Source organism: Burkholderia sp. APQ4-4ca, from assembly GCF_057837105.1.
The window spans coordinates 15,782-39,118 of sequence record NZ_JBYQCG010000072.1 but is presented as its reverse complement, the minus strand read 5'-3'; the positions used below and the strand labels follow the sequence as shown (position 1 = coordinate 39,118).

23 protein-coding genes are annotated in these 23,337 nt (G+C 67.7%); 5 read left to right on the top strand and 18 right to left on the bottom strand.

Features of this window, described 5'->3' with window-relative positions; translation table 11 throughout:
• Positions 1-31 precede the first annotated feature (31 nt).
• The 6 genes from AC3IFE_RS06305 to AC3IFE_RS06280 form a co-directional block, all read right to left on the bottom strand.
• Entirely contained in the window at positions 32-895 is an 864-nt protein-coding gene (locus tag AC3IFE_RS06305; RefSeq protein WP_489189925.1) for a class I SAM-dependent methyltransferase, read from the bottom strand.
• Positions 896-902: 7 nt separating this feature from the next.
• The gene (locus AC3IFE_RS06300) at positions 903-1,253 is read right to left on the bottom strand and encodes a VOC family protein (RefSeq protein ID WP_489189924.1); all 351 of its coding nucleotides are present in this window, start codon (positions 1,251-1,253) and stop codon (positions 903-905) included.
• Between the two features lies 1 nt (position 1,254).
• The gene (locus AC3IFE_RS06295; protein ID WP_489189923.1) at positions 1,255-1,431 is read right to left on the bottom strand and encodes a ribbon-helix-helix protein, CopG family; all 177 of its coding nucleotides are present in this window, start codon (positions 1,429-1,431) and stop codon (positions 1,255-1,257) included.
• Between the two features lie 113 nt (positions 1,432-1,544).
• Positions 1,545-2,375 carry an arylamine N-acetyltransferase family protein gene (locus AC3IFE_RS06290; RefSeq protein ID WP_489189922.1) on the bottom strand — a complete coding sequence of 277 codons (831 nt, stop codon included), beginning with the start codon at positions 2,373-2,375 and terminating at the stop codon, positions 1,545-1,547.
• Positions 2,376-2,501: 126 nt separating this feature from the next.
• Complete coding sequence (locus tag AC3IFE_RS06285) at positions 2,502-3,188, bottom strand: hypothetical protein (RefSeq protein WP_489189921.1); 687 nt, start codon at positions 3,186-3,188, stop codon at positions 2,502-2,504.
• A 346-nt stretch (positions 3,189-3,534) separates the two neighbouring features.
• Complete coding sequence (locus tag AC3IFE_RS06280; RefSeq protein ID WP_089470094.1) at positions 3,535-5,019, bottom strand: amidase; 1,485 nt, start codon at positions 5,017-5,019, stop codon at positions 3,535-3,537.
• A gap of 327 nt (positions 5,020-5,346) precedes the next feature.
• Here AC3IFE_RS06280 and AC3IFE_RS06275 point away from each other — a divergent pair, with 327 nt between their 5' ends.
• The 3 genes from AC3IFE_RS06275 to AC3IFE_RS06265 all read left to right on the top strand — a co-directional run bounded on the left by AC3IFE_RS06275 (position 5,347) and on the right by AC3IFE_RS06265 (position 7,113).
• Positions 5,347-5,781: a universal stress protein gene (locus AC3IFE_RS06275; protein ID WP_489189920.1), complete on the top strand. Its 435-nt coding sequence runs from the start codon at positions 5,347-5,349 to the stop codon at positions 5,779-5,781.
• Positions 5,782-6,257: 476 nt separating this feature from the next.
• Positions 6,258-6,506 carry a hypothetical protein gene (locus tag AC3IFE_RS06270; RefSeq protein WP_059584900.1) on the top strand — a complete coding sequence of 83 codons (249 nt, stop codon included), beginning with the start codon at positions 6,258-6,260 and terminating at the stop codon, positions 6,504-6,506.
• Positions 6,507-6,639: 133 nt separating this feature from the next.
• A complete protein-coding gene (locus tag AC3IFE_RS06265; protein WP_489189919.1) occupies positions 6,640-7,113 on the top strand; it encodes a nuclear transport factor 2 family protein in 474 nt (157 codons plus the stop codon).
• Between the two features lie 28 nt (positions 7,114-7,141).
• Here the strand turns inward: AC3IFE_RS06265 and AC3IFE_RS06260 are convergent, their stop codons facing one another.
• On the bottom strand, positions 7,142-7,906 hold the full coding sequence (locus AC3IFE_RS06260; protein WP_489189918.1) for a BPL-N domain-containing protein: 765 nt from the start codon (positions 7,904-7,906) through the stop codon (positions 7,142-7,144).
• A 406-nt stretch (positions 7,907-8,312) separates the two neighbouring features.
• On the opposite strand from AC3IFE_RS06260, the gene acnB reads away from it, so the two are divergent.
• The gene (acnB, locus tag AC3IFE_RS06255) at positions 8,313-10,898 is read left to right on the top strand and encodes a bifunctional aconitate hydratase 2/2-methylisocitrate dehydratase (protein WP_089470098.1); all 2,586 of its coding nucleotides are present in this window, start codon (positions 8,313-8,315) and stop codon (positions 10,896-10,898) included.
• 115 nt (positions 10,899-11,013) lie between these two features.
• Here the strand turns inward: acnB and AC3IFE_RS06250 are convergent, their stop codons facing one another.
• Positions 11,014-11,526, bottom strand: coding sequence for a DUF4274 domain-containing protein (locus AC3IFE_RS06250; RefSeq protein ID WP_489189917.1), 513 nt, complete (start codon positions 11,524-11,526; stop codon positions 11,014-11,016).
• Positions 11,527-11,598: 72 nt separating this feature from the next.
• Entirely contained in the window at positions 11,599-12,012 is a 414-nt protein-coding gene (locus AC3IFE_RS06245; protein WP_489189916.1) for a PPC domain-containing DNA-binding protein, read from the bottom strand.
• A 218-nt stretch (positions 12,013-12,230) separates the two neighbouring features.
• Between AC3IFE_RS06245 and AC3IFE_RS06240 the strand changes: the two genes are divergently transcribed.
• Positions 12,231-13,157, top strand: coding sequence for an ADP-ribosylglycohydrolase family protein (locus AC3IFE_RS06240; protein WP_489189915.1), 927 nt, complete (start codon positions 12,231-12,233; stop codon positions 13,155-13,157).
• A 117-nt stretch (positions 13,158-13,274) separates the two neighbouring features.
• On the opposite strand, the gene AC3IFE_RS06235 is transcribed toward AC3IFE_RS06240, so the two are convergent.
• The 9 genes from AC3IFE_RS06235 to AC3IFE_RS06195 all read right to left on the bottom strand — a co-directional run bounded on the left by AC3IFE_RS06235 (position 13,275) and on the right by AC3IFE_RS06195 (position 23,305).
• Positions 13,275-13,823 (bottom strand): GNAT family N-acetyltransferase, encoded by a 549-nt coding sequence (locus AC3IFE_RS06235; protein ID WP_489189914.1) that lies wholly within the window; start codon positions 13,821-13,823, stop codon positions 13,275-13,277.
• Positions 13,824-13,992: 169 nt separating this feature from the next.
• Positions 13,993-15,366, bottom strand: coding sequence for an MFS transporter (locus AC3IFE_RS06230; RefSeq protein WP_489189913.1), 1,374 nt, complete (start codon positions 15,364-15,366; stop codon positions 13,993-13,995).
• A 37-nt stretch (positions 15,367-15,403) separates the two neighbouring features.
• On the bottom strand, positions 15,404-16,639 hold the full coding sequence (locus AC3IFE_RS06225; RefSeq protein WP_489189912.1) for an NAD(P)/FAD-dependent oxidoreductase: 1,236 nt from the start codon (positions 16,637-16,639) through the stop codon (positions 15,404-15,406).
• Positions 16,636-17,598 carry a VOC family protein gene (locus tag AC3IFE_RS06220; protein ID WP_489189911.1) on the bottom strand — a complete coding sequence of 321 codons (963 nt, stop codon included), beginning with the start codon at positions 17,596-17,598 and terminating at the stop codon, positions 16,636-16,638. Before AC3IFE_RS06220 ends, AC3IFE_RS06225 begins: the two co-directional genes overlap by 4 nt.
• Before the next feature lie 18 nt (positions 17,599-17,616).
• A complete protein-coding gene (locus AC3IFE_RS06215) occupies positions 17,617-19,107 on the bottom strand; it encodes an aldehyde dehydrogenase (protein WP_489189910.1) in 1,491 nt (496 codons plus the stop codon).
• Between the two features lie 72 nt (positions 19,108-19,179).
• On the bottom strand, positions 19,180-20,001 hold the full coding sequence (locus AC3IFE_RS06210) for an aspartate dehydrogenase (RefSeq protein ID WP_489189909.1): 822 nt from the start codon (positions 19,999-20,001) through the stop codon (positions 19,180-19,182).
• The gene (locus AC3IFE_RS06205) at positions 19,994-21,661 is read right to left on the bottom strand and encodes a thiamine pyrophosphate-binding protein (RefSeq protein WP_489189908.1); all 1,668 of its coding nucleotides are present in this window, start codon (positions 21,659-21,661) and stop codon (positions 19,994-19,996) included. The genes AC3IFE_RS06210 and AC3IFE_RS06205 overlap by 8 nt, the downstream gene beginning before the upstream one ends.
• Positions 21,654-22,451: an SDR family oxidoreductase gene (locus AC3IFE_RS06200; protein WP_489189907.1), complete on the bottom strand. Its 798-nt coding sequence runs from the start codon at positions 22,449-22,451 to the stop codon at positions 21,654-21,656. The genes AC3IFE_RS06205 and AC3IFE_RS06200 overlap by 8 nt, the downstream gene beginning before the upstream one ends.
• Positions 22,448-23,305, bottom strand: a complete 858-nt coding sequence (locus AC3IFE_RS06195; protein WP_489189906.1) for an IclR family transcriptional regulator — start codon at positions 23,303-23,305, stop codon at positions 22,448-22,450. The genes AC3IFE_RS06200 and AC3IFE_RS06195 overlap by 4 nt, the downstream gene beginning before the upstream one ends.
• Positions 23,306-23,337: the final 32 nt, after the last annotated feature.

The following is a 23,337-nucleotide window of genomic DNA, read 5'->3' as shown; positions in this document are numbered from 1 at the left end:
CGCACGTGACGCGCATGACGAAGGCGACGGGTCAGACTGTCGCGACGAGTAATTCTTCCGCGCGGTTCGGCGGCCGCAGGCCGTCCGTGCGATCGGCGAAATAACGACGCGTCAGCTCGGCGGCCGACACGTGTTCGGCCTGCGCGAAGCCGGCCTCCAGGGCAAGCGCCTGGATCTCGTCCGGCACGAAGAAGCTGATGAACGGCGTGCCGCTCGCGCGCGCGCCCTTCGCGGCCATTTCCAGCCCCGGGCGCACGTCCGGATCCGCATTCTCCAGCGGCCACAGGAACGTCATCGCGAACGTCGAACCTGGCGCGAGCGACGCGACTTCGCGCAACGCGGCCGCATTCGCTTCGCGCGTCAGGTACATGCTGACGCCGGTGGACACCACGACCGCCGGCCGGCCCGCATCGAAGCCCGCGCCGACGAGCGCGTCGCGCCACGACTGCCTTGCCTCGAAATCGACCGGCACGAAACGCAGCCAGTCGGGCACGCCGAAGCCGAGCTCGGCCAGGCGGCGCTGCTTCCAGCGCTGCGGCGCCGGCGGGTCGACTTCGAACACGGTCACGCGCGACGCCATGTCCGGCCGGCGCTGCACGAAGCTGTCGAGCCCCGCGCCGAGGATCACGTACTGGCTTACCCCGCGCGCGGCCTGCTCGATAACAAGATCCTCGATGAAGCGCGCCCGCGCGACGATCGACGCGCGAAACGGCCGCGTGAACTGCGGATCCATGTCGCCGCGCTGCTGCCAGCCGGGCGCCGGCGCGAGCAATTGCAACCCGATTGCGTCTGTGAGCACATGCGGCGGGCCATCGAGTTCGACGTGCAGCGCACGCCACAGCGCGACGCGCGCGGCCGTGCTGTCGGGCGCGTCGTCTTCGCGGATAACCGTCATGTCGATCTCACGCGTGCTGCTTGCCCGGCGCCTGCAGGCGCCACACCCGGCCGTCCGGATCGCGCACGGTCATGTCGCGCGTCCCCCAGTGCGTATCCTCGAACGGCGCGACGACGTCGACGATCGACTGTGGCTGCAGCGCCTGCTCGTCGGCGACCTTGATCACGACCTGCATGTCGGGCTTTTCGCTGGGCGGCACTTCGGCGATGAACAGGAACGGACCGTCGCCGCTGCGCAACTGCCCCGACTGGTGATCGGTTTCGAATTCCAGCGTGAAGCCTAGCGCCTGAAAGAACTTCGCCGACTTGCCCCAGTTATGCGTCGTCAGGTACACGGCTTCGATTCGCTCGGATGACATGTCACTTCTCCTTGTTGGACGATTCCGCGCCGGGCGGCGGCGCGGCCAGGTACGCGCGCAACGCGTCGGCCACCAGCGCGGACAGCGATTGCTCCGTTTCGATCGCGCGATGCTTGACCTGCCGGATCAGGCCGACCGGCAGGTACACGTTGAATTGCTTCACTTCTTCGTCGGTCATAGGGTTAGTATGCTAGTAATCTAGCAAAAGTCAAATGCGGATGCGATGAAACGACTGGAATGAATCGGCGCGCGGCCCGCGAGCAGGCCGCTTGCAGTGCTCGTATGCCCGCGTTACCGCGCTGTTCGCGCCGCGAGCCGCGCGAACAGCGTGTCGAGATCGAATCCCGCCGTATTGATGCCGATCGTGTCGCGCAGGCATGCGGCCCAGTCGGCTGCTGTGTCGAACGTGACCGTGCGCCCGGCCCCCGCCGCGTCGCGCAACGTCAGCACGGTGTTGAGCAGCGCCGCGCGGCCGTCCGGCAGCACGCGGCACGCGATCAGGTCGTTCACGAAGATCGATTCGGGATACGTCGACGTGAACCAGTTCGCGGCGTCGTAATCGATCCATTCGGCCGGCTTCAGCGAGAAGCGGTAGGTCGTGTGCCAGCCGTCGAGGATCTCGAACTGCATGTCGAATTCGCCGTCGACCGGCGCATCGACCACGCGAAACGCGCCGTGCGGCGTCAGTTGCCGCTCCCCCGGCGCGAAGCGCAGCGGCGCGGTCAGCGTCGCGCTGCCGAAGCCGATGTCCGCGAGCCACGCCGCGCCGTCGAGGTCGATGCGCAGCAGCATGTGCGTCTGCGCGGTGACGATCTCGGGCGGCCGCATCCAGCGCACGCGCGCGATCAGCGGCGTCACGCGGAAACCGATCGTCGTGAGCGCGGTGTAGAACAGCTTGTTGAGTTCGAAGCAGTAGCCGCCGCGGCGGCGTTCGATCACCTTGTCGACGATCGCGGGCAGGTCGAGCGCGACGCACGCGCCGGTCAGCGGATTGAGGTTTTCGAACGGAATCGCCTGCGGGTGCAGCAGATGCAGCCGGCGCAGCACGTCGAGCGTCGGCTCGGCCGGGCCGTCGTAGCCGATGCGGGAGAAATAGCGCGAGAGGTCGAACGAGTCAGTCATGAACCGGCACCGATAAAAGGGACCCGTCACGATAGCATCGCGCGAAATCCCCATGTTGTGCGGGACGATCGTCTGGAGCCGGCGTGCGCGATGCCGGCCACGCATCGCACCCGCCGTCGCGCTACGTCACGGCAGCAGCTTCAGCGCGGACGACGCGACCGACGGCACCGAAATGCCCTGGCTCGTCGCGAACTGCACGGCCTGGCTGAGGGTCGCGGCAAGCGACTGCAACTGGCCCGGCGCGCTTTGCGCGATATACGTCGCGGCCTGCATGTTCTGCGGATTCAGGCCCGACTGCAGCAGCGACGCCGCGCTCGTCGAACCGAGATTGCCGAGCCCCGACTGCAGTTGCGAATACTGCGTGAGCCCCTGCCCGAGCGAGGCGAGGCCGCTGCTGAACGCCTGCTTGTCGATCGGGCCGTGCGTGGCGCCGCCGCTCGCGAACGCCTGGCCGAGCGCCTGCGACACCGATTGCTGCGCGCCGCCCATCTGCGACAGCGTGGCGGGCGACAGCACATCGCCGCCGGACAACTGGCTCGCGGCCTGCCGCGCCTGCCCGGCCGCCCCCGTCAGCCCCATCGCCGATGCGAGCGACGACTGGCCGTTCAGCACCTGCTGGTTCGCACCGACATAGGCCTGCAGCAACTGCGCGACACCGCCCTGCGCCGGCGCCGCCTGCTGTTGGCCGCCGCCGAGCAGCGACGCGCCGATCGACTGCAGGTCGAGCTGTGCATGTGCGGCGCCGCTCACCAGGATGCCGAACGCGATGCCTGCCGAGGCCAGATACCGGCCCGTCGCGCGAATGTGCTTCATGTGTTTCCCTCGTGCCCGAATGGTCGAGGCGATATTGTCGAAGCGCGTCGCGCGGCGCCGCAACGACTGAAACACATCGAAACGAAATCGCCGCGCGCCGCCGCTTGCAATTCCGGGACCAACGAACGTCGTCGCGCCGATTCGTCCGCGTTTGCGGTGCGATGTCGCGCGCGTGCCGACATTCTTTCTCCGGTTGCGTCAATGGACGCTGGCTCCGGTGTGCGCAGGCGGCGCGACGAAACACCGTCAGAGGCGCGTGTCGCGTCGGGCGATGCAAAGCAAAACCGGCAACGCGTCGCCGGCGCTTCGTCACCGCGCCGCTACGGCCCGCGTGCCGGCAGCGCCGTTACGCTGCCATCCACGCCGGCAACCGCTCGCCGACCCAATCGGCCGCCTGCTCATAACCGCGCGCAAGCTGCAGCACGGCGAGATCGGCGCGCGGACGCCCGATCAGCTGCATCCCCATCGGCAACCCCGCGTCGTTGAAGCCGACCGGCACGTTCATCACCGGGCAGCCGGCCAGCGTCCACGGTACGACCGTTTCCATCCAGCGGTGGTAGGTATCCATCGCGCGGCCCGCGATCTCCTTCGGCCAGCGCTGGTCGACGTCGAACGGGAACACCTGCGCGGTCGGCGCCGCGATGAAGTCGTAACGGTCGAAGAAGCTCAGCACCGCCTGATGCCACGCGGTCCGTTCGACGCTCGCGTCGAACACCGCCGCGCCCGGCATCGCGAGCAGGCCTTCGACCTCGTAGATCGCCTCGGGCTTCAGCAGCGCGCGGCGCGCCGGGTCGCGATAATGCGCGAGCAGCCCGCCGCCCGACAGCAAGTGCCGGTGCGTGAGCCACAGACGCCAGATCCGGTCGGGCGCGAAGGCCGGCAGCGCCGCATCGACGTCGCAGCCGATCTCGCGCAGCGTCGCCAGCCCGCGCTCGCACTGCGCGAGCACGCCGGCCTCGGTCGCGAGATAGCCGTTCCAGTCGCCGACCCACGCGATGCGCTTGGCGCGCAGGTTCGCGTCGAGCGGCTGCGCGAACACGGCCGGATCTTCCGCGAGCGACAGCGGATCGTTGCGGTCGTAGCCGGCCTGGATCGCGAGCAGTTGCGCGACGTCGCCGACGGTGCGGCCCATCGGCCCTTCGATGCCGAGCTGCTGCATGAACACGTCGACGCCCGGCCAGCGCGGCACGCGGCCCTGCGACGGACGGAAGCCGTAGATATTGCAGAACGCCGCCGGATTGCGCAGCGACCCGCCGAAATCGCTGCCGTCCGCCACCGGCAGCATCCGCGACGCGAGCGCCGCCGCCGTGCCGCCGCTGCTGCCGCCCGCGCTCTTCGTCGGGTCGTACGGGTTGCGCGTCGCGCCGTAGACCTCGTTGAACGTGTGCGAACCGAGCCCGAACTCCGGCGTATTCGTCTTGCCGATGAAGATCGCGCCGGCCGCCCGCATCCGCGCGACACCGACGGAATCGGCCTGCGGCACGTTCTCACGGAAGATCGGCGAGCCGTAGGTCGTGCGCAGCCCCTTCGTCATCGCCAGATCCTTCGGTGCCTGCGGGATCCCGTGCAGCCAGCCGCGATAGCCGCCGCGCGCCAGCTCCGCATCCTTTTCCGCGGCTTCCGCCAGCAGCGCATCGCGGTCGCGCAGCGCGACGATCGCGTTGATCGCGCCGTTCACGCGCTCGATATGGTCGAGATACGCACGCATCGTCTCGACGCACGAAACCGCCTTGCTGCGGATCGCCGACGCAAGCTCACCGGCCGACAGGCGCACGATCGGATCGACGGAAATGGAAGCGGGAGCGAGAAACTGCGGGGCGCCGTGCGGCATGCGAGGTCTCCTGGGAAGCGGTATCGGGTAGCGCGCCGCCCGGCGGCGGCCGCTCTACTCTACGCGACGCGATCCGGACAACCTCCGATATTTCGCGGCGCAATTCATTGCGGATTCGACTGAATCGCGATGCCGCTGGCGACCGGGGGCCGGCGCCGCCGCTCCCTGCCGTTTATGCGCATAAACTTAAATTTCTTATATTTTTAATCGGTGCGTCACGGGACCGCGCGCGTTAACGACATTTTTATGCAGCCAACCGATCTCTTTAGATCGCTTCGTCCGGCCGCCCGCTACGCTGGAAGCACTTCGTTTCCGGGTTCATCGTCCATGCTCAAGCTGCTGGTTCCGGTCGGCCATTCGCCCCGCTCGCTTCAGGCGGTTCGTCACGCGACATTCCTGTATCGCGAGCGCTGCGCGTCGGAGGTCGTGCTGATCAACGTGCAGGCGCCGCTGGAATCGACGCGGCTCGAGGCCTATCACCCGCTGTCGCGGCTGCGCGCGATCGAGACGCAATTCGCGACCGACGATCTCGCGATGGCCGAGCGGATCCTGCGCGATGCGGACGTGAAATTCAGCGTCGTGATGAAGGTCGGCCCGGTGGCCGATACGATCGCGGCCGTAGCGGCCGAGGCCGGCTGCGACGAGATCGTCGTGGCCGCGCCGAGACGCGATCCGCTGCACGCGCTGATGTCGGTGTTTCGGCGCAGCGTGATGGCCCGGCTGGTGCAAATTTCGAACGTGCCGGTGACGGCGGTGCAATGACGGAAAAACGCGTCACGCGTGCGCATCGTGCGCACGCGGTCGCGCGGCGCTCATTTGATGACCTTGCGCCAGAACACGAAATAGGCGGCCGCCGAGGAAGCCAGCAGCAGGATCGCCCACATCGGGGCAAGGCTGATCAGGACGGAAGAGACGTTCAACATTTGGATTCCTCACTATTTCGACAGCGATATTCAACACCTGCGTGCTTGTCGGACCTGACGCGTCGACCGTGCGTCGCGCTCCGTCAAATCATGCATGCATGCTATCGCCTTGAACGGCCGCGCGACCGCCGCCGCCCGCCCGTACCCTGACATTCGTCAAACTACCGCGCATTGCCCGCCCGCCGGGCGGCGGCGACGGAAAAACAGGACAGGATCGCCCTGCCGCCACCGCTTTCAGCAGAGGTTTACCGGGGGAAGCCCCAAGTGCTTCGCCGAACGTGTCCGCGTTACGCTTGAGCAACGAGGAGACGAACCATGAGACGAGCCGTCCATATCGCTGTTTTTGCCCTGTTGGCCTATCTCATCGGCGATCGCGCGATCCTGCACGCACAGGGCCGCGACGCCAGCCCGCTCGCGTGCGAGCAGGGCGCCGCGCAGGTGAAGGCCGACGCGCTCGGTCGCGGCTTCGGCGAAGCCGCCGCCGGCAGCCAAAGCGAGGCCTTCATGTCGGGCTGCCTGGTGACGGGACGCAGCAGTCAGGACGTTGCGATGGCGGCCCGCTGACGCGTATCATCCCGGCGGCAAGCCGGCTGCGCCCGACGCGGCAAGCGCGGGCGCCGGTTCGCGCTGTCTGCCGCACTTTCCCGATCGATGTTTCGACGGACGTCACCGTCCCTCTCCCTCCTTTACGCCCAAAATGACTGATCCGAACACCGCGTTGATCCAGCGCTTCTACACGGCCTTCCAGCAGCGCGACATCGACGCGATGCTCGCGTGCTATGCCGACGACATCGTGTTCAGCGATCCCGCATTCGGCGAGCTGCGCGGCGAACTGGCGCGCGACATGTGGCGGATGCTGGTCGCGCGGGCGCAGGAGTTCTCGCTGACGTTCGGCGAAGTCGCCGCGGACGACCAGGCCGGCCGCGCGACATGGTGCGCGCAATACCGGTTCGCCGCGACCGGACGGATGGTGGTCAACCGGATCGATGCGCGCTTCCGGTTTCGCGACGGACGCATCGTCGAGCATCGCGACCATTTCGACCTGTGGCGCTGGGCACGTCAGGCGCTCGGGATGAAAGGCGCGCTGCTCGGCTGGACGCCGTTCATGCAACGCGCGATCCGCGCGCAGGCACGGAAAAATCTCGACGCGTATCGCGCCAAACGGAAATAAATGAACCGCGCCCGCCGCGGCCCCTCCGCTACGGCTTCATCGTCGCGTTGATCAGGTCGTAGGCCATGTCCGGCGCCACGCCGTCCGGATTCTCGAGGCCATTCTGCCGATACCAGCTTTCATCGGCCTCCGGATGCGGGCCGGCGAGGCCGACGCGCCCTTTGCCGTAGCGATACGTGGCGGCCGCGATGTCCTTGTTCGGGTAGATCGCCAGCACGGTCCCGCCGGAGCCGATCGGCGCGACCGGGAGCCTCGCGCCGTCCTGAAAGTAGATCCAGCGCTTTTTCCCGCGCCAGACGACCGGCGTCACCGTGTCGGCGATACCGTGAAGCGTCGAACCCGGCCGGTCGACCTCGCCGTCGATATCGCCGGCAACCAGCCCGAAACCCTGCGCGCCGGCCAGGTAGGCGCCCATGCACAGCCCGTGGTATCGGCCGCCGTTCGCGACGTATCGCCGCACGGCCCGCATTTCATTTCGGCCGATGCCGGCTGCCGCGCCGGCAATGTCCTGCCCGCCGCCGGGCTGCACGTAGAGCGCCGCACCGGCGAGCGCCGCGGGCGTGATCTTGAGTTTTTCCGCCGGCCCCACGTAGATCACCCGGAACCGCTGATCCGATTCCCGCAGGCGTCTGGCGATGGTTTCGGCGCACCCGTCGCACGCGGCAGGACCGCGATAGACCAGCGCGACCGGCCGGCTCGCCGCCTCCCGCGCTTCGTCGCCGGGCGTGGCCGCGTGAACGGCCGGCGACGCAACGAGCGCCGCCATCAGGAAAATCGCGTCTCTGGAGTGCATGTCGCGGATCGCCGGAGTCAAGGGAATCGCTACCGCCCGGGCCGAATCGACCGGCGCGCGACCACTTCCGCCTCACGTTCCGGCACCCGATTGCAAGCTGCGTGACGGCAAGCGTAGCGGCCCGAACGCGCCCGGTGTGTGCCGTTTCCTGCGGCCTTGTGCAGATATGTGCGCCACCGGCGACCTCAACCGACACCGCGCACCCGCCCGCCGCCCCCGCCCGACAAGGCCGGCCCCGCCATGCAGCCGCGCCGCCCGTCTTTCGCCTCACCAAGTCTTATATAAGACATAAGACATTTGACGTTCCAGACCATTGAGATTAGAATCCCGCTCAAAGCAGTGCCTGGAATAGCCCCGGAGTGCCGGCAAGGCCTTCCCCTCAAACGCAATATCAGCAGGTCTCCCCATGCTTGAAAACTTTCGTGCTCACGTGGCCGCCCGCGCCGCGCTCGGTATTCCTCCCCTGCCGCTGACGGCTCAGCAGACCGCCGAACTGGTCGAATTGCTGACGAACCCGCCTGCCGGCGAAGAGCAGACGCTGCTCGAGCTGATCACCCATCGCGTGCCCGCCGGCGTCGACGAAGCCGCCCGCGTGAAGGCCGGCTTCCTGGCCGCCGTCGCGAAGGGCGAGACGGCCTGCCCGCTGATCTCGCGCGAACGCGCGACCGAGCTGCTCGGCACGATGCTCGGCGGCTACAACATCCAGCCGCTGATCGAGCTGCTGTCCGACGAAGCCGTCGCCGCGGTCGCCGCCGACGCGCTGAAGAAAACCCTGCTGATGTTCGACCAGTTCCATGACGTGAAGGAACTCGCCGACCAGGGCAACGCGCATGCGAAGGCCGTGCTGCAGAGCTGGGCCGACGCCGAATGGTTCACGAGCCGTCCGGAAGTGCCGCAAAGCCTGACCATCACCGTGTTCAAGGTGACGGGCGAAACCAACACCGACGATCTGTCGCCGGCGCCGGACGCCACCACCCGCCCGGACATCCCGATGCACGCGCTGGCGATGCTGAAGAACGCGCGCCCGGGCATCACGCCGGAAGAAGACGGCAAGCGCGGCCCGGTCAAGTTCATCGAATCGCTGAAGGAAAAGGGGCACCTGGTCGCCTACGTCGGCGACGTGGTCGGCACCGGCTCCTCGCGCAAGTCGGCCACCAACTCGGTGCTGTGGTTCACCGGCGAAGACATCCCGTTCGTCCCGAACAAGCGTTTCGGCGGCGTGTGCCTCGGCGGCAAGATCGCCCCGATCTTCTACAACACGATGGAAGACGCCGGCGCGCTGCCGATCGAGCTCGACGTGTCGCAGATGAACATGGGCGACGTGGTCGAACTGCGCCCGTACGAAGGCAAGGCGCTGAAGGACGGCAAGGTCATCGCCGAATTCCAGGTCAAGTCCGACGTGCTGTTCGACGAAGTGCGCGCCGGCGGCCGCATTCCGCTGATCATCGGCCGCGGCCTGACCGCGAAGGCGCGTGAAGCGCTCGGCCTCGCGCCGTCGACGCTGTTCCGCCTGCCGCATCAGCCGGCCGACAGCGGCAAGGGCTTCTCGCTCGCGCAGAAGATGGTCGGCCGCGCGTGCGGCCTGCCGGAAGGCCAGGGCGTGCGCCCGGGCACGTACTGCGAACCGAAGATGACCTCGGTCGGCTCGCAGGACACCACGGGCCCGATGACCCGCGACGAACTGAAGGATCTGGCCTGCCTCGGCTTCTCGGCCGACCTCGTGATGCAGTCGTTCTGCCACACCGCCGCCTATCCGAAGCCGGTCGACGTGAAGACGCACCAGACGCTGCCGAACTTCATCAGCACGCGCGGCGGCATCGCGCTGCGCCCGGGCGACGGCGTGATCCACTCGTGGCTGAACCGCATGCTGCTGCCCGACACCGTCGGCACCGGCGGCGATTCGCACACGCGCTTCCCGATCGGCATCAGCTTCCCGGCGGGTTCGGGCCTGGTCGCGTTCGCGGCCGCCACCGGCACGATGCCGCTGGACATGCCGGAATCGGTGCTGGTCCGCTTCAAGGGCAAGATGCAGCCGGGCGTCACGCTGCGTGATCTCGTCAACGCGATTCCGCTGTACGCGATCAAGCAAGGCATGCTGACGGTCGCCAAGCAAGGCAAGAAGAACATCTTCTCGGGCCGCATCCTCGAAATCGAAGGTCTGCCCGACCTGAAGGTCGAGCAAGCGTTCGAGCTGTCCGATGCGTCCGCCGAGCGTTCGGCGGCCGGTTGCACGGTGCACCTGAACAAGGAACCGATCATCGAATACCTGAACAGCAACGTCACGCTGCTCAAGTGGATGATCGCGCAGGGCTACCAGGATCCGCGCAGCCTGCAGCGCCGTATCGCGGCGATGGAACAGTGGCTGGCCGACCCGCAACTGCTGTCGCCGGATGCCGACGCCGAATACGCGGCCGTCATCGAGATCGACCTCGCCGACATCCACGAGCCGATCGTCGCCTGCCCGAACGACCCGGACGACGTGAAGACGCTGTCCGACGTCGCGGGTGCCAAGATCGACGAAGTGTTCATCGGCTCGTGCATGACCAACATCGGCCACTTCCGTGCGGCGTCGAAGCTGCTCGAAGGCAAGCGCGACATCCCGGTCAAGCTGTGGGTCGCGCCGCCGACCAAGATGGACCAGAAGCAGTTGACGGAAGAAGGTCACTACGGCGTGTTCGGCACGGCCGGCGCGCGTACCGAAATGCCGGGCTGCTCGCTGTGCATGGGTAACCAGGCCCAGGTGCGCGAAGGCGCGACGGTCATGTCGACGTCGACCCGCAACTTCCCGAACCGCCTCGGCAAGAACACGAACGTGTATCTCGGTTCCGCTGAACTGGCGGCGATCTGCTCGCGTCTGGGCAAGATCCCGACCAAGGAAGAGTACATGGCCGACATGGGCGTGCTCACCGCCAACGGCGACAAGATCTACCAGTACATGAACTTCGACCAGATCGAGGACTTCAAGGAAGTGGCCGACACCGTGCAGCTGTAAGCACGCAGTCGGGCTGCGGCGGGTGGTCGACGTCGCAGCGCACTGAAAGGCGTCGCGGGCTGAAAGGCCGCGGCGCCTTTTTTTCGTGCGTCAGCGACCGGACGCACCCGCGTGGTCAGCCGTACAGCGCGTGCAGCCGCTCGACCACGTCGAACGGCAAGCCTTCGTCATACCCGTCGGCTTCGTCGAGATCGACGTACTCGCGCCCGTCGGTCGGCTGCAGCATCAGTGCCGGCACGGGCCGCGCGACCGGTACGTCCGGATAATCGTTCGGCCCCGCGCCATCGAAGTCGTGCGGATCGAACCAGATGCCGTGATTGGCGTAATAGCCGTCTGCGTAACGTTGCTCGATGTCGCGCAGCAGCCGAAACGTATCGAGTTGATACGAAGCGTCGCCCAGATCGCTTTCGTTCGCATACTGCACGAACCACGCGGCGCCGAGATTCCAGTAGATCAGCAATGCGGTCGCGCGATCGACGTTGCGGTTGTCCAGCAGCCAGCGCAACGCGCGGCCGTTGCCGTCGTAATTGGAGCGTGCGGCGAACCGGTGCCACTGCTCGGGCGTCGCGCCTTCGAGCCAGGCCCGGACGATGTCCCACGCTTGCTGTTCGATTTCGGTATCGTCCATGGATTGCGCCTGGCGGAATGAGCGGTAACGGGAAAGTCTTCGATGACCGGCGATTCTAGCGCCGCTGCCCCTTCATGCCGGGTCGCCACCCGACACGCGACGGATCACCAGTTCGTTGAAGCCGGTGCCCGCATCCGGCTCGCGCGAGAAGCGATGCACGGGCAGCAGCGCGAGCAGGATCTCGGCCGTCGTGCGCACCACGCAGCCGCTCGCGACGTGGCCGCCCGTCACGCGGCCTGCTGCATCGGAGATCGACATATGAAGGTGTGCGCCGTCCGGCGAGACGGAGCCGGCCAGCGTCAGGATTTCGAGGTCTCCGCGCAGCTCGGTCGGCCGATCGACGCCGGCGAAGCGCAACTGCGCGACGCTCAGGCTGCCGATGCCCTGGATCACGAAGGCCGCAGGCGCTTCATGCTGGTGTAGCGCTGCCTCGATGGCGCCGCGCAGATCGTCGCCGGGAGAAAGGCGCAAAGGATGGGCATGCATGGTCGATTCCTGCGGACGGACTGTCGATTCGACCAAGGGTACGTTCGGGGGCGGCATCCGGCAAGTCACCGACCCTGACGGACACCGCCCCGCCTCTTCTCGGCGCACTCGCATGATTTCTCTCCGGCCGCAACGCCATCGGCTAGGCATGCGGACGCGATTGGTCTAGTCTGCACGGTATTTCGCGACGCAAGCCCTCCCGACCCGAACCCTCTCCGATGACAGTCATTCCGAACCGACGATCCCGCCTGCGCGGCGGCCTGCTTGGCCTGCTGATCGGCGACGCGCTCGGCGTGCCGTACGAATTCCACGACGCCGCTTCGATCCCGCCGCCTGCCGCGATCGACATGATTGCGCCGCCGGGCTTCGCACGCGCGCACGACGGCGTGCCGCCCGGCACCTGGAGCGACGACGGTGCGCAGGCGCTCGCGCTGCTCGACGCACTGCTGCACGAGCACGACCTGAATCTCGATACGTTCGCCGGCAACCTGCTGGACTGGTTTCAGCGCGGTGCATTCACGCCGGACGGCCGCGTGTTCGACGTCGGCCTGCAGACGCAACGCGCGTTCCATGCGCTGGCGGCCGGCGCCGCGCCCGCAGTGGCCGGGCCCCGCGACGAGCGCGACAACGGCAACGGTTCGCTGATGCGCTGCTTCCCCGTCGTGATGGTCGCCGCATCGCGCGACGACGCCATCCGGCTCGCACACAAGCAGAGCGTCGTCACGCATGGCCACGTACGTTCGCAGCTTTGCTGCGCGCTCTATTGCCTGACGGCACTGGGGATCGTCGATGGCCGGCCCGCGCCCGATGCGGTGCGCGCAGCCGAGGACGAACTGCTCGCGCGCCACGAAGGCACGGCCGACGAAATCGAACTGAAGACCGTGCTCGACGGCCGCTTCGACGCGCCGCAAGGATCCGGCTATGTGGTCGACAGCTTCTGGTCGGCGATCCATTGTCTGCTATCGACGGGCAGCTACGAGGACTGCGTGAAGCGCGCGATCGCGCTCGGCAACGACACGGATACGACGGCGGCCATCGCGGGCGGCCTCGCCGGCGCGCTGTACGGCGAACAGGCGTTGCCCGACCGATGGATTGCAGCGCTGCGCGGGAAAGACAAGGTCGAGGGCTGGCTCGCGAAGCTGTGAATGCAACCACCGGCCGGCCGTTGAATCGAAGCGGGCTGGCCGAATCCGGTTGCGCCGCGCGATTGCGTCAGCGCGTGCGCGCTCGTCCCGGTCGGAAAACAGACTACCGCGGCAGCATCAGCCGCGATCGCTCGCCAGCAACCCGTACAGCGCGCTGTCCGACACTTCGTCGCCGACGATCCAGCGTTCGCGCAGCAGCCCTTCCCGCACGAAACCCAGCCGTTCGAGCAGCCGCGCCGACGCGACGTTGCGCGGATCGATATCGGCCTCGAGCCGGTGCAGCCGCAACGTGCCGAATGCATGCTCGAGCACGGCCGACGCCGCTTCGCGCATATACCCGCCGCGCCAGAACGCGCGCCGCAGGCTGAAGCCGATCTCGGCGCGCCGGCATTGCGCATTCGCATGGAACAGCACGCACTCGCCGAGCGCCTCGCCGGTTTCCCGCAGTTCGAGCACGCAGGTCAGGCTCTCCCCGCTCGCGGACGTCTGCACGTTGCGCGCGACGCGCGCCTCGGCCTGCTCGATTTCCGTCATCGGCGAGAACGAGAAATAGCGCATCGCTTCCGCATCGGACCAGATCTCGAAGAAGGCCGGTGCGTCGGCGTCGCGAAGCGGCCGCAGCACGAGGCGGGAGGTATTCAGCGTGACGGGTTCGAACAGGGGCATGGCGGCGGTCTGATAAAAATGGGGACCGTGAATTAGAGCACGTAAGCCGTGCGGCAGCCATGGCGCCCGTTCGCAACGCTCGACATGAAACGACCGAACCACCGCGAAATAAAAAGCCCGGGGCGCATCGCCCCGGGCCCGAGCACCTCATCCGTTACCGGCGGCACGCTTACGCCTCGAGCGCCTCCAGCACCTTCCCTTTCGTCTCGATCCCGACGAAATGCACGGTCAGCGCGGCGATCAGCGGCACCACGCCGATCAGATAGAACGCCGGCGCGAGGTTCCCGCCGATGATCGCATGCGGCACGACCATGGGCGCGACGAACGACGCGATCTTCAGCCACGCGCTGCCGAGCCCGCAGCCCGACGCGCGGATGCTCGTCGGATACTGCTCCGGCGTGTAGACGTATGCGGTAATGAACCCCGACGCCATCAACCCGAGCGACAGCGAACAGAAGACCGCGACCACGTACACCGACGACGCGTGATAAATACCCGCGAGCGCCAGCGACAGCGCGCACAGCACGAACGACCACACGATCACCGGCTTGCGGCCGAGCTTGTCGACCAGCAGCGCGGAGGCCAGCGACCCGAGCACGCCCATTACCGAGCTGATCACGGCGAGGTTCAGCGCGAGTTGCAGCGGCGCGTGATAGAAGTTCTTGTAGATCGTCGGCAGCCACGTCGACAACCCGTACTGGATGAACCCGCAGGTTGCCCACAGCGTCGCCACCGCGAGCGTGCGCTTGCGATACGCGGCGCGGAACAGATCGCTCATCCGGCGCTTCGGATGCTGGCGCACCATCTCGTCGAACGCAGCCGCCTGCGCGACCGGCGGCAGCTCGCCGCGTACCGACCCTTCGAACACGCCGACCGCGCGCCCGGCTTCCGCGAGGCGCCCGCGCGACGCGAGCCAGCGCGGCGATTCGGGCACGAGGCGCGTGAGCACGAGCGACAGGATCAGCGGCAGCCCGCCGACGAAGTACATGATCTCCCAGCCGAAGCGCGGCACGAGCCACGCGCCGAGCGCCATCGACACCAGCAGGCCGATCGGAAACACGATCTCGTACAACAGCACGAAACGGCCTCGGCCATGCGCGCGCGTGATCTCGTTGATGTACGTCGCGGCGACCGGCAACTCGCCGCCGAGCCCGATTCCCTGCAGAATCCGCAGCAACACGAAGATCTCGAACGTCGGCGCGAAGCCGCATGCGATGCTCGTGATGCCGATCACGGCCGAGCTCCACGCGATCGCTTTCACGCGGCCATGCTTTTCCGCGAGCGCGGGAAACAGGAACGCGCCGATCAGCTGGCCGATCTGCGTCGGCGACAGCCCCCACTTGTGAATCAGCAGCGGCAGCGTCGCCGCGATCGTGATCACGTCGAAGCCGTCGAAGAACGTCGCGGTGCCGATCAGCACGCGCGCGCGGATCTGCATCGCATTGGCCGGAAGCCGCTCGAGCCGCGCGATGATCGCGCCGGGCGTGGAGGCGGCAGCTTCCATCGTGGCCCTGCCGGCCACGACGTTGTCGAAAGTGCTCATGCGGGGTGTCTCCTGGGTCTCTTTCCGGGCGGGCCGGTCAGGCAAGCGCTTGGGTCGTATCCGCCAGGGCGGCCGTATCCACTGGACGGCCCTGGTTCATCCACTTGCGCGCGAGCTTCAGCTCACGCGCGTTGTTCACGGCGATGACACCTCTCACATGCCCGTCGCCGACAAAAAACAACGTCGCACGACGCGCGGCGAGATCGCCGCGCACGACGAGCTGCGCATCGGCCGGCAGATCGCCGAGGATCTGCAGGTTCACGTCGTACTGATCGGACCAGAACCACGGAATCTCCGCGTACGGTGCACGCACGCCGAGCACGGCCTTCGCCGCCGCGATCGCCTGGTTCTGCGCGTTGGCCCACGATTCGAGCCGCACGCGGCGCTTCAGCCAGCCGTTGTGATGGTTCGCGACGTCGCCGCACGCGAAGATCGACGGGTCGCTCGTCGCACCGTATTCGTCGACGACGATGCCGTCGTCGACCGCGAGCCCCGCATCGCTCGCGAGCGACGCGTTCAGCGCGAGGCCGATGCCGGCCACCGCGAAATCGGCGTCGATCGTCGTGCCGTCGGCGAGCGTCGCGCGCACCTTCGATGCGTCGCCGGGCTGCGCATCGAGCGATTCAAGTGCCGCGCCGAGTCGCACGTCGACACCGTTCGAACGATGCAGGTCGAGCAGGAAGTCGGACACGACCCGCGGCACCGAGCGGCCGCACAGGCGCGGCGCGCCTTCGACGACCACCGCGTCGACGCCGAGCTTGCGCGCGGTCGCCGCGACTTCGAGGCCGATCCAGCCGCCGCCGATCACGAGCACGCGCTGGCTCGCGCGCAGCTTCTCGCCGAGCGCGGCCGCTTCGTCGAGCGTCCGCAGGTAGTGCAGGTTCGGCGTGTGGACGAGCGCATCGGGCAAGCGGCGCGACGTGCCGCCGGTTGCGATCACGAGCCGGTCGTATTCGATCGCGCGACCGCGCTCGGTTTTCACCAAGCGACGTGCGCGATCGATCGACGCCGCGCGTTCCGGCTGCCACGCTTCGACGTTCAGCGCGTCGAATTCGTCGGGGCGCACGACGCGCACGGTCTCGATGTCGGCGTCGCCGGCCAGCACGGCCTTCGACAGCGGCGGGCGCTCGTACGGCAGGTGCGGTTCGTCGGCGATCATCACGAGACGGTCCGCGAAGCCTTCCGCGCGCAGCGTCTTCAGCACCCAGCCGGCGGCCTGGCCGCCGCCGATCACGACGACCGTGCCCGGCGCGGGCGTATTCGTTTCGGTCATGATTTCCGCTCCGTCATGAACTTGCCTTCCGGCGCCTTCGCGTTCTTCTGCCGGCGCGTGTTGCCGTCGAGGCCGCCGTCGACGGCCCATTCGGCGAACACGGTCGGGCCCGGCTCGAATTCGCGCGGCTGCCATTCGGGCGTCAGCACGTCTTCGTCCGCGTAGTACTCGATCAGCGCGCCGGCCGGGTTCCGGAAGTACCAGAAGTACGCGGACGACACCGGATGACGCCCCGGGCCGAGTTGCGTTTCCCAGCCGCAGCGGTCGATGTGCATGCCGCCGCCGAACACTTCGTGGATGTCACGCACGGTAAACGCGACGTGGTTCAGGCCACGCTTGCCGTTCGGCAGCGCGAGCAGGAACAGGTCGTGGTGGCCGCCATGCGGCGCGCAGCGCATGAACGCGCCGCGGCCCGGATAACGGTCCGACGTCTCGAAGCCGAGCAACTCGTGATAGAACGTTTCCTGCGCGTCGAGGCAATTCGTGAAGAACACGACGTGCCCGACTTCGATCGGCTCCGCACGCGCATAGATCGGGCTCGGCTGGTCGACGCGCAGCGTCTGGCCCCACACGTTCGACGGCGAGCCCGTGATGTCGAGCGCGCGCTTGCGCGTGACTTCGACGCGGATCGCCATCCCGTTGGGGTCGATGCAGCCGACCGCCTCGTCCTGCGCGTAGTAGCCGGGCTGGCCGGCCAGCTTCGTGCGCAGTGCGTCGAGTTCGCGCTGCGTCGCGACACCCCACGTGACTTCCCGCAGCGTCGGGCCTGCTTCGAACGCGGGCGCCAGCGACGGATCGTCGGCTTTCACGACGAGCACGGTGCAGCCGTTCATCGTTTCGAAACGCGCACGCGTGTCGTCGTGCGCGACTTCCTTCAAGCCCCAGTCGGCGAAAAAGCGCCGGCAGTTTGCGAGGTCGTCGACACCGTACGTGATCTGCTCGATTCCCAAGATGCTCATTGCGTCATTCCCCTTCGCTCAGTTCGCCCACGGCAGCGGCGCGTCGTTCAAGCCCCAGTAGAGGCTCTTCTGCTGCATGTATTCGCGGATGCCGAGACGCCCCTTCTCGCGCCCCATCCCGCTCTCCTTCCAGCCCGAGAACGGCGTGGAAATCGAAAACAGCTTGTACGTGTTGATCCAGACGGTGCCCGTCTCCAGCGCCCGTGCGATGCGCCATGCACGCTTGTAGTCGCGCGTCCAGATGCCGGCCGCGAGGCCGAACACGCTGTCGTTCGCCTGCGCGATCAGCGATGCTTCGTCATCGAACGGCATCGCGACCAGCACCGGCCCGAAGATTTCCTCCCGGCAGATGCGCGCGCTGTTCGGCAAGCCTTCGAGAATCGTCGGCTGATAGAAGAAGCCGTTCTCGCGCCCGTCGCCCGACGGCCGCTCGCCGCCGCACAGCAGGCGGCCGCCTTCTTCCAGCCCGAGTGCGACGTAGCGTTCGACCGATTCGCGATGCTTGGCGGTGATCAGCGGGCCCATCTGCGTGTCGGGTCGCATTGGGTCGCCCACGCGCAGCTTGCGTGCGCCGGCCACCAGCCGCTGCATGAAGGCGTCGTACACCGCGCGCTGCACGAACAGCCGCGAACCGGCGATGCATGCTTCGCCCGACGAGCTGAAGATCCCGTACAGCACACCGTTGACCGCGTGATCGAGGTCGGCGTCGTCGAACACGATCGTCGGCGACTTGCCGCCGAGTTCGAGCGACACGGGCATCAGCTTCTCGGCGGCGATGCGCGCGATGCCGCGGCCCACTTCGGTGCCGCCGGTGAACGACACCTTCTTCACCAGCGGATGACGCACCAGCACGTCGCCGATCACCGAGCCCTTGCCCGGCAGCACGCTCAGCACGCCCTTCGGCACGCCGGCTTCCTCGCAAAGGCGCGCCAGCGCGAGCGACACGAGCGGCGTGACTTCGGCCGGCTTGAGCACCACCGCGTTGCCGCCGGCCAGCGCCGGCGCGAGTTTCTGTGCATCGGACGCGATCGGCGAATTCCACGGCGTGATCGCCGCGATCACGCCGATCGGCTCGTACACGCTCATCGTCAGGTAGTCGCCGCGCGACGGCGTCAGTTCTTCGTCGAGCGTTTCCAGGCAGGCCGCGAAATAGCGAAACGTGTTCGCCGCGCTGGCCACCAGCACGCGCGTCTCGGCGATCGGCTTGCCGTTGTCGCGGCGCTGCAGGTTCGCGAGCGCCTCGTGGCGCTGCATGATCAGGTCGGCGATCCGGTACAGCACCTGCGCGCGCTGATGCGGCTTGAGCCCGGCCCAGTCGGCGCGACGCCATGCGGCGTCGGCGGCCACGACGGCGTCGGCCGCGTCTTCCGCGTTCGCCGTCGACACTTCCATGTTCAGCGACTGGTCGGCCGGATAGTGGCTCGCGTAAGGCGCGCCACGACCGCGCCGCCACTCGCCGCCGATCAGGATGTTGCCGTCGGGCACGAGGCTCGTATCGAAAGGAGTCATGTCACAAGTCCCACAAATCTGTCTCTGCACGTCCGCCCTCGCCGTGGCGCGGGCGGACGCTCGATGGTCCGGTCAGATCACGCAGCAGGCCGCGCGGTTGCGCAACGCACGGATCGCGCTGTACGCCGTCAGCGCGGATGTCTTCGGGTTGTCGGGCAGCGGCTTGCCGCTCATTTCCAGCGACATCTCGCCGAATGCGCCGCGCGCGGTGATGCGGTGCACGTTGCGCTCGACGGCCGGATCGGCGATCAGGCGCACGTGCGTCGCATCGAGGCCGAGGCCCGCGAGCGCGACCGTCGCCGCGACGTTCGCGTTCTTCGGATACAGCCGCGCGGCGTCGCGCGCGGTGCCTTCGAAGATCACCTTTTCCGCGGTCATCGCGCGCAGGTCGCACAGTTCCTCGGCCGGCGTGCCGAGCCAGCCGAGCGGCGGCTTGCGGCCCACGTACAGCACCTCGTCGAGCCCGCCCTGCTGCGCGGACGCCAGCGCATCGATGCCGCCGATCGCGCCGGACAGCAGCGTCACGGTGGCGCCGCCTTCGTCGGCGGCCTGCGACAGCACGTCGAGCAGCGCGAGATCGGACAGCGCGCCGATCGACGCAACCGCGCAATCGGTGCCGTCCTTCAACAGCGGCACGACGTGATCGACGAGCGCGCCGTGGCCCGCGCATTCGAGCGCGAACTCGGGGCGGCGAGCCAGCGCGTCGACCGACGACACGACCTCCACCGCACTGCCGAGCTCGCGCTGCACCGCGTCGCGCTGATGCGCCGGCACGATCACGTGCGCGACGTGCAGCGACGCATCGTGCTCGACCGCGCGGTACACGGCCGCGCCGATCGCGCCGAAGCCGATCATCGCGACGTCGACGGGTGCCCGCTTGTGCCCGTTATGCATACTGGCGCTCCGTCGGCGCTTCCTTCTTCACCGGCGGGCCCGCGAAGGCGGACGCGAACGAGCCGACCGACAGCATGTCGACCTCGACCATCACCGGCCCTTCCTTCGCGATCCCTTCGCGCACGATCGCTTCGGCCTGGTCGAGCGACGTGATCCGGTAGTGCGTGAGGCCGAAGCTCGCGCAGAACTGCGCGAAATCGGGCTGGTGCAGTTGCACGAAGCAGCGGCGGCCGCCGTAGTGCGCATCCTGGATGTTGCGGATCACGCCGTAGCACTGGTCGTTCATCAGCACGATCATCACGTTCGCGTTTTCCTGCACGGCCGTGACGAGTTCGCCGACGTTGACCATCAGGCCGCCGTCGCCGACGAGGCAGACCGTCTTCGCCGCCGAACCGGCCAGCGCCGCGCCGATGCCCATCTGGATGCCCTGGCCGATGCCGCCGCCGAGCGCATGCACGCCCGCGCGCGGCTCGAAGAGCTTCAGCAGGCGGTTGCCCCACGTGCTGTTCGAGATCGTCACGTCGCGCACCCAGTTGTAGTCGCGGCCGACGGCGCTCTGCAGCGTGTCGACGAGCTTCCTGTACGGCCCCAGGCCCTTCGCCACGTCGGCCACCGCGTCCTCGCGGGCCGCTGCGAGATCGGCCGCGAATTGCGGATCGACCGACAGGCGGCCTTCGAGGCGGTCGGCCAGCTCGGCCAGCACGCGCTTCGAATCGCCATGCACGAACAGCGCGTTGCGATAGCCGCGGTTGTCGGCGAGCGCATCGGCATCGACGCGGAACAGCGGCTGCGGCAGCGCGAGCTTGTATTTCAGCGTCTCGTTGCCGCGCAGGCGCGAGCCGACCACGACGAGCGCGTCGCAGGTCTTGTAGAACGCTTCGACCGACGCATGCACGTTGAACGCGCCGAGCGTCGCCGGGTGATCTTCCGGCAGCACGCCGCGGCCCTGCACGCTCGTCACGACGCCGAAGCCGAGCTTCACGAGGCGTTCGACTTCGTCGCGTGCATGGCGCGCGCCGCCGCCGAGCCACAGCAGCGGGCGGCGCGTGGCCGCGAGCGCGTCGGCGAGCTTCGCGACGCGGGCGCTGTCGTGCTCGCGTACCGCGACGTGGGCGGGCGCGAGGTCTTCCGGCCATTCGATTTCGGCCGCCTGGATGTCGATCGGAATCTCGACGGAGACGGGGCCCGTCGGCGCGGTCTGCGCGATACGCACGGCTTCGCGGATCGTCGGCAGCACGGTTTCGACCGTGCGCACGCGGAACGCGGCCTTCGAGATCGAGTCGAGCATCGACAACTGGTCGGGCGCTTCGTGGATGTACGCGAGATCCTGGTCGAGATACGGCGTCTCGATCTGCCCGGTGATGTGCAGTAGCGCGGTGCCGGCCGTCAGCGCCTCGACCATCGCGCCGGCTGCATTGCCCGCCGCCGTGCCCGTGCTCGTGAACGCGACGCCGAGGCCGCCCGACACGCGGGCCAGCCCGTCAGCCATGTTCAATGCACCGGCTTCGCCGCGTGCACCGACATACCGGATGTTGCCGCGCGAGTTGATCGCGTCGAGGATCGGCATGTTGTGGATCGAGATGACACCGAATGCGGTCTTCACGCCGCACTGCTCGAGAAAGGCGGCAATCAGCTCGCCAACCGTGGTTTTTTCAGACATGGCGTGCAAAGCCTCCAGAAACGTCGATATGGCTGCCCGTCGTGTAGGACGACAGATGCGTTGCGAGATAAAAAAGCGCCCAGGCCGCCTCGTCGGGCTTGCCGAAGCGATTCAGCGGAATGTTCTTCTTGCGGGCGAGCGCGCCCGTCCACGCCTCCCAGCTTTCACCGGGCTGCGCCTGCGTGTCGTAGCGGCGGCGCCATTGCCCCGACTCGACGATGCCGATCAGGATCGAGTTCACACGGATGCGCTGCGGCGCCAGTTCGGTCGCGAGCGACTTCACGAGGCTCAGCACGCCGGCCCGCGCCGACGACGTCGCGACCATGTGCGGCTCGGGCTGCAGCGCGAGCAGCGAGTTCACGCAGGTGATCGTCGGCGCGGCCGCATCGCGCAGCAGCGGCACGAATGCGCGCGTCGGGCGGATGATGCTGAAGTACTTCAATTCGAGTTCCTCGCGCCATGCGTCGTCGGTCGTGTCGGCGAAGGTCGACACGCGGCCCTGGCCGGCGTTGTTGATCAGCATGTCGGCGCGGCCGAAACGCGCGGACACCGCTTGCGCGAATGCGGTCACGTCCGCTTCGTCGAGCACGTCGCAGCATGCGGTCAACAGGTGTGCGCCTGCGTGCTTGTCGCGAAGCATCGCTTCGGCGCGTGCGAGGCGGTCGCTGTCGCGACCGCAGATCGCGACCGATGCGCCGGCCTGCAGGAACCGTTCGGCCGTCGCGAGGCCGATGCCGGACGAACCGCCCGTCACCACCGCCACTTGCCCGGTCAGATCGATCTGGATCATCGGAGTCCTAAAGCCTTCAAAAACGTGTGCTCGTCATCCGAGCGGTAATTGAGCCGTCGCGACAATTCCGCCGCCGCGCGCTGCACCTTGTCGATCAGCCCGTCCGCGATCAGCGCCGCGTCGATCTCCGGACGCGGCACCGTCACCGTGATGCACGCGACGATCTTCCGCGTCTCGTTGCGCACCGGCGCCGTGACGACCGAGATGCCCCGCTCGAACGACGAATTGCTGACACCGTAGCCGCGCTGCGCATCCTCGCGGATCACTTCGTACAGCGCGTCGACCGTCTCCGGCGTCGCGCTCGTCATCCGGTTCAGCGCGCCTTCCGGATACAGCGCGTGCAGCGCTTTCAGCGACAGGTCACCCATCAGTACGTGGCCGTGCGTTGTCGCATGCGCGGGCAGCCGCGTGCCGACGTTCACGCGGATCGAGCTGAACACCGGCGACTGGCTCTGCGCCTTCGCGACGAACACCACGTCGCGGCCGTCGCGGATCACGATATGCGTCGTGAAGCCGGTCGCATCGCGCAGGCTCTCGATCACCGGCAGCCCGAGGTCGGTCAATTCCAGCGAGCTCAGGTATTCGAAGCCGAGCCGCAGCACGGCGATGCCGAGCTTGTAGTTGCGATCCTTGTCCGCGCGTTCGAGAAAGCCGAGCGATTCGAGCGTCTGCAGCAGACGGAACACCGTCGTGCGCGGAATGCCGAGCCGTTTCGACAGTTCGGGCGCCCCGAGTACGGGCTCGCGCGGCGAGAATTCGGCGAGGATGCGCAGCCCGCGTTCGAGGCCCGGCACCACGTAGCCGGCTTCGGCCTTCGCGTTGTCCGCATCCTGTCGTTGTAACGGTTCGCTCATGATGCCTCCGGCCGGGCCGCCCGAAGGGAGAC

What these genes read in the sequence shown, in the direction of transcription:
- AC3IFE_RS06260 (WP_489189918.1), bottom strand. Translation starts at nt 7,906, where the DNA reads ATGCACTCCAGAGACGCGATTTTCCTGATGGCGGCGCTCGTTGCGTCG.
- AC3IFE_RS06230 (WP_489189913.1), bottom strand. Translation starts at nt 15,366, where the DNA reads ATGAGCACTTTCGACAACGTCGTGGCCGGCAGGGCCACGATGGAAGCT.
- AC3IFE_RS06305 (WP_489189925.1), bottom strand. Translation starts at nt 895, where the DNA reads ATGACGGTTATCCGCGAAGACGACGCGCCCGACAGCACGGCCGCGCGC.
- AC3IFE_RS06265 (WP_489189919.1), top strand. Translation starts at nt 6,640, where the DNA reads ATGACTGATCCGAACACCGCGTTGATCCAGCGCTTCTACACGGCCTTC.
- AC3IFE_RS06270 (WP_059584900.1), top strand. Translation starts at nt 6,258, where the DNA reads ATGAGACGAGCCGTCCATATCGCTGTTTTTGCCCTGTTGGCCTATCTC.
- AC3IFE_RS06195 (WP_489189906.1), bottom strand. Translation starts at nt 23,305, where the DNA reads ATGAGCGAACCGTTACAACGACAGGATGCGGACAACGCGAAGGCCGAA.
- AC3IFE_RS06225 (WP_489189912.1), bottom strand. Translation starts at nt 16,639, where the DNA reads ATGACCGAAACGAATACGCCCGCGCCGGGCACGGTCGTCGTGATCGGC.
- AC3IFE_RS06215 (WP_489189910.1), bottom strand. Translation starts at nt 19,107, where the DNA reads ATGACTCCTTTCGATACGAGCCTCGTGCCCGACGGCAACATCCTGATC.
- AC3IFE_RS06250 (WP_489189917.1), bottom strand. Translation starts at nt 11,526, where the DNA reads ATGGACGATACCGAAATCGAACAGCAAGCGTGGGACATCGTCCGGGCC.
- AC3IFE_RS06200 (WP_489189907.1), bottom strand. Translation starts at nt 22,451, where the DNA reads ATGATCCAGATCGATCTGACCGGGCAAGTGGCGGTGGTGACGGGCGGT.
- acnB (WP_089470098.1), top strand. Translation starts at nt 8,313, where the DNA reads ATGCTTGAAAACTTTCGTGCTCACGTGGCCGCCCGCGCCGCGCTCGGT.
- AC3IFE_RS06245 (WP_489189916.1), bottom strand. Translation starts at nt 12,012, where the DNA reads ATGCATGCCCATCCTTTGCGCCTTTCTCCCGGCGACGATCTGCGCGGC.
- AC3IFE_RS06235 (WP_489189914.1), bottom strand. Translation starts at nt 13,823, where the DNA reads ATGCCCCTGTTCGAACCCGTCACGCTGAATACCTCCCGCCTCGTGCTG.
- AC3IFE_RS06295 (WP_489189923.1), bottom strand. Translation starts at nt 1,431, where the DNA reads ATGACCGACGAAGAAGTGAAGCAATTCAACGTGTACCTGCCGGTCGGC.
- AC3IFE_RS06290 (WP_489189922.1), bottom strand. Translation starts at nt 2,375, where the DNA reads ATGACTGACTCGTTCGACCTCTCGCGCTATTTCTCCCGCATCGGCTAC.
- AC3IFE_RS06275 (WP_489189920.1), top strand. Translation starts at nt 5,347, where the DNA reads ATGCTCAAGCTGCTGGTTCCGGTCGGCCATTCGCCCCGCTCGCTTCAG.
- AC3IFE_RS06240 (WP_489189915.1), top strand. Translation starts at nt 12,231, where the DNA reads ATGACAGTCATTCCGAACCGACGATCCCGCCTGCGCGGCGGCCTGCTT.
- AC3IFE_RS06205 (WP_489189908.1), bottom strand. Translation starts at nt 21,661, where the DNA reads ATGTCTGAAAAAACCACGGTTGGCGAGCTGATTGCCGCCTTTCTCGAG.
- AC3IFE_RS06300 (WP_489189924.1), bottom strand. Translation starts at nt 1,253, where the DNA reads ATGTCATCCGAGCGAATCGAAGCCGTGTACCTGACGACGCATAACTGG.
- AC3IFE_RS06220 (WP_489189911.1), bottom strand. Translation starts at nt 17,598, where the DNA reads ATGAGCATCTTGGGAATCGAGCAGATCACGTACGGTGTCGACGACCTC.
- AC3IFE_RS06285 (WP_489189921.1), bottom strand. Translation starts at nt 3,188, where the DNA reads ATGAAGCACATTCGCGCGACGGGCCGGTATCTGGCCTCGGCAGGCATC.
- AC3IFE_RS06280 (WP_089470094.1), bottom strand. Translation starts at nt 5,019, where the DNA reads ATGCCGCACGGCGCCCCGCAGTTTCTCGCTCCCGCTTCCATTTCCGTC.
- AC3IFE_RS06210 (WP_489189909.1), bottom strand. Translation starts at nt 20,001, where the DNA reads ATGCATAACGGGCACAAGCGGGCACCCGTCGACGTCGCGATGATCGGC.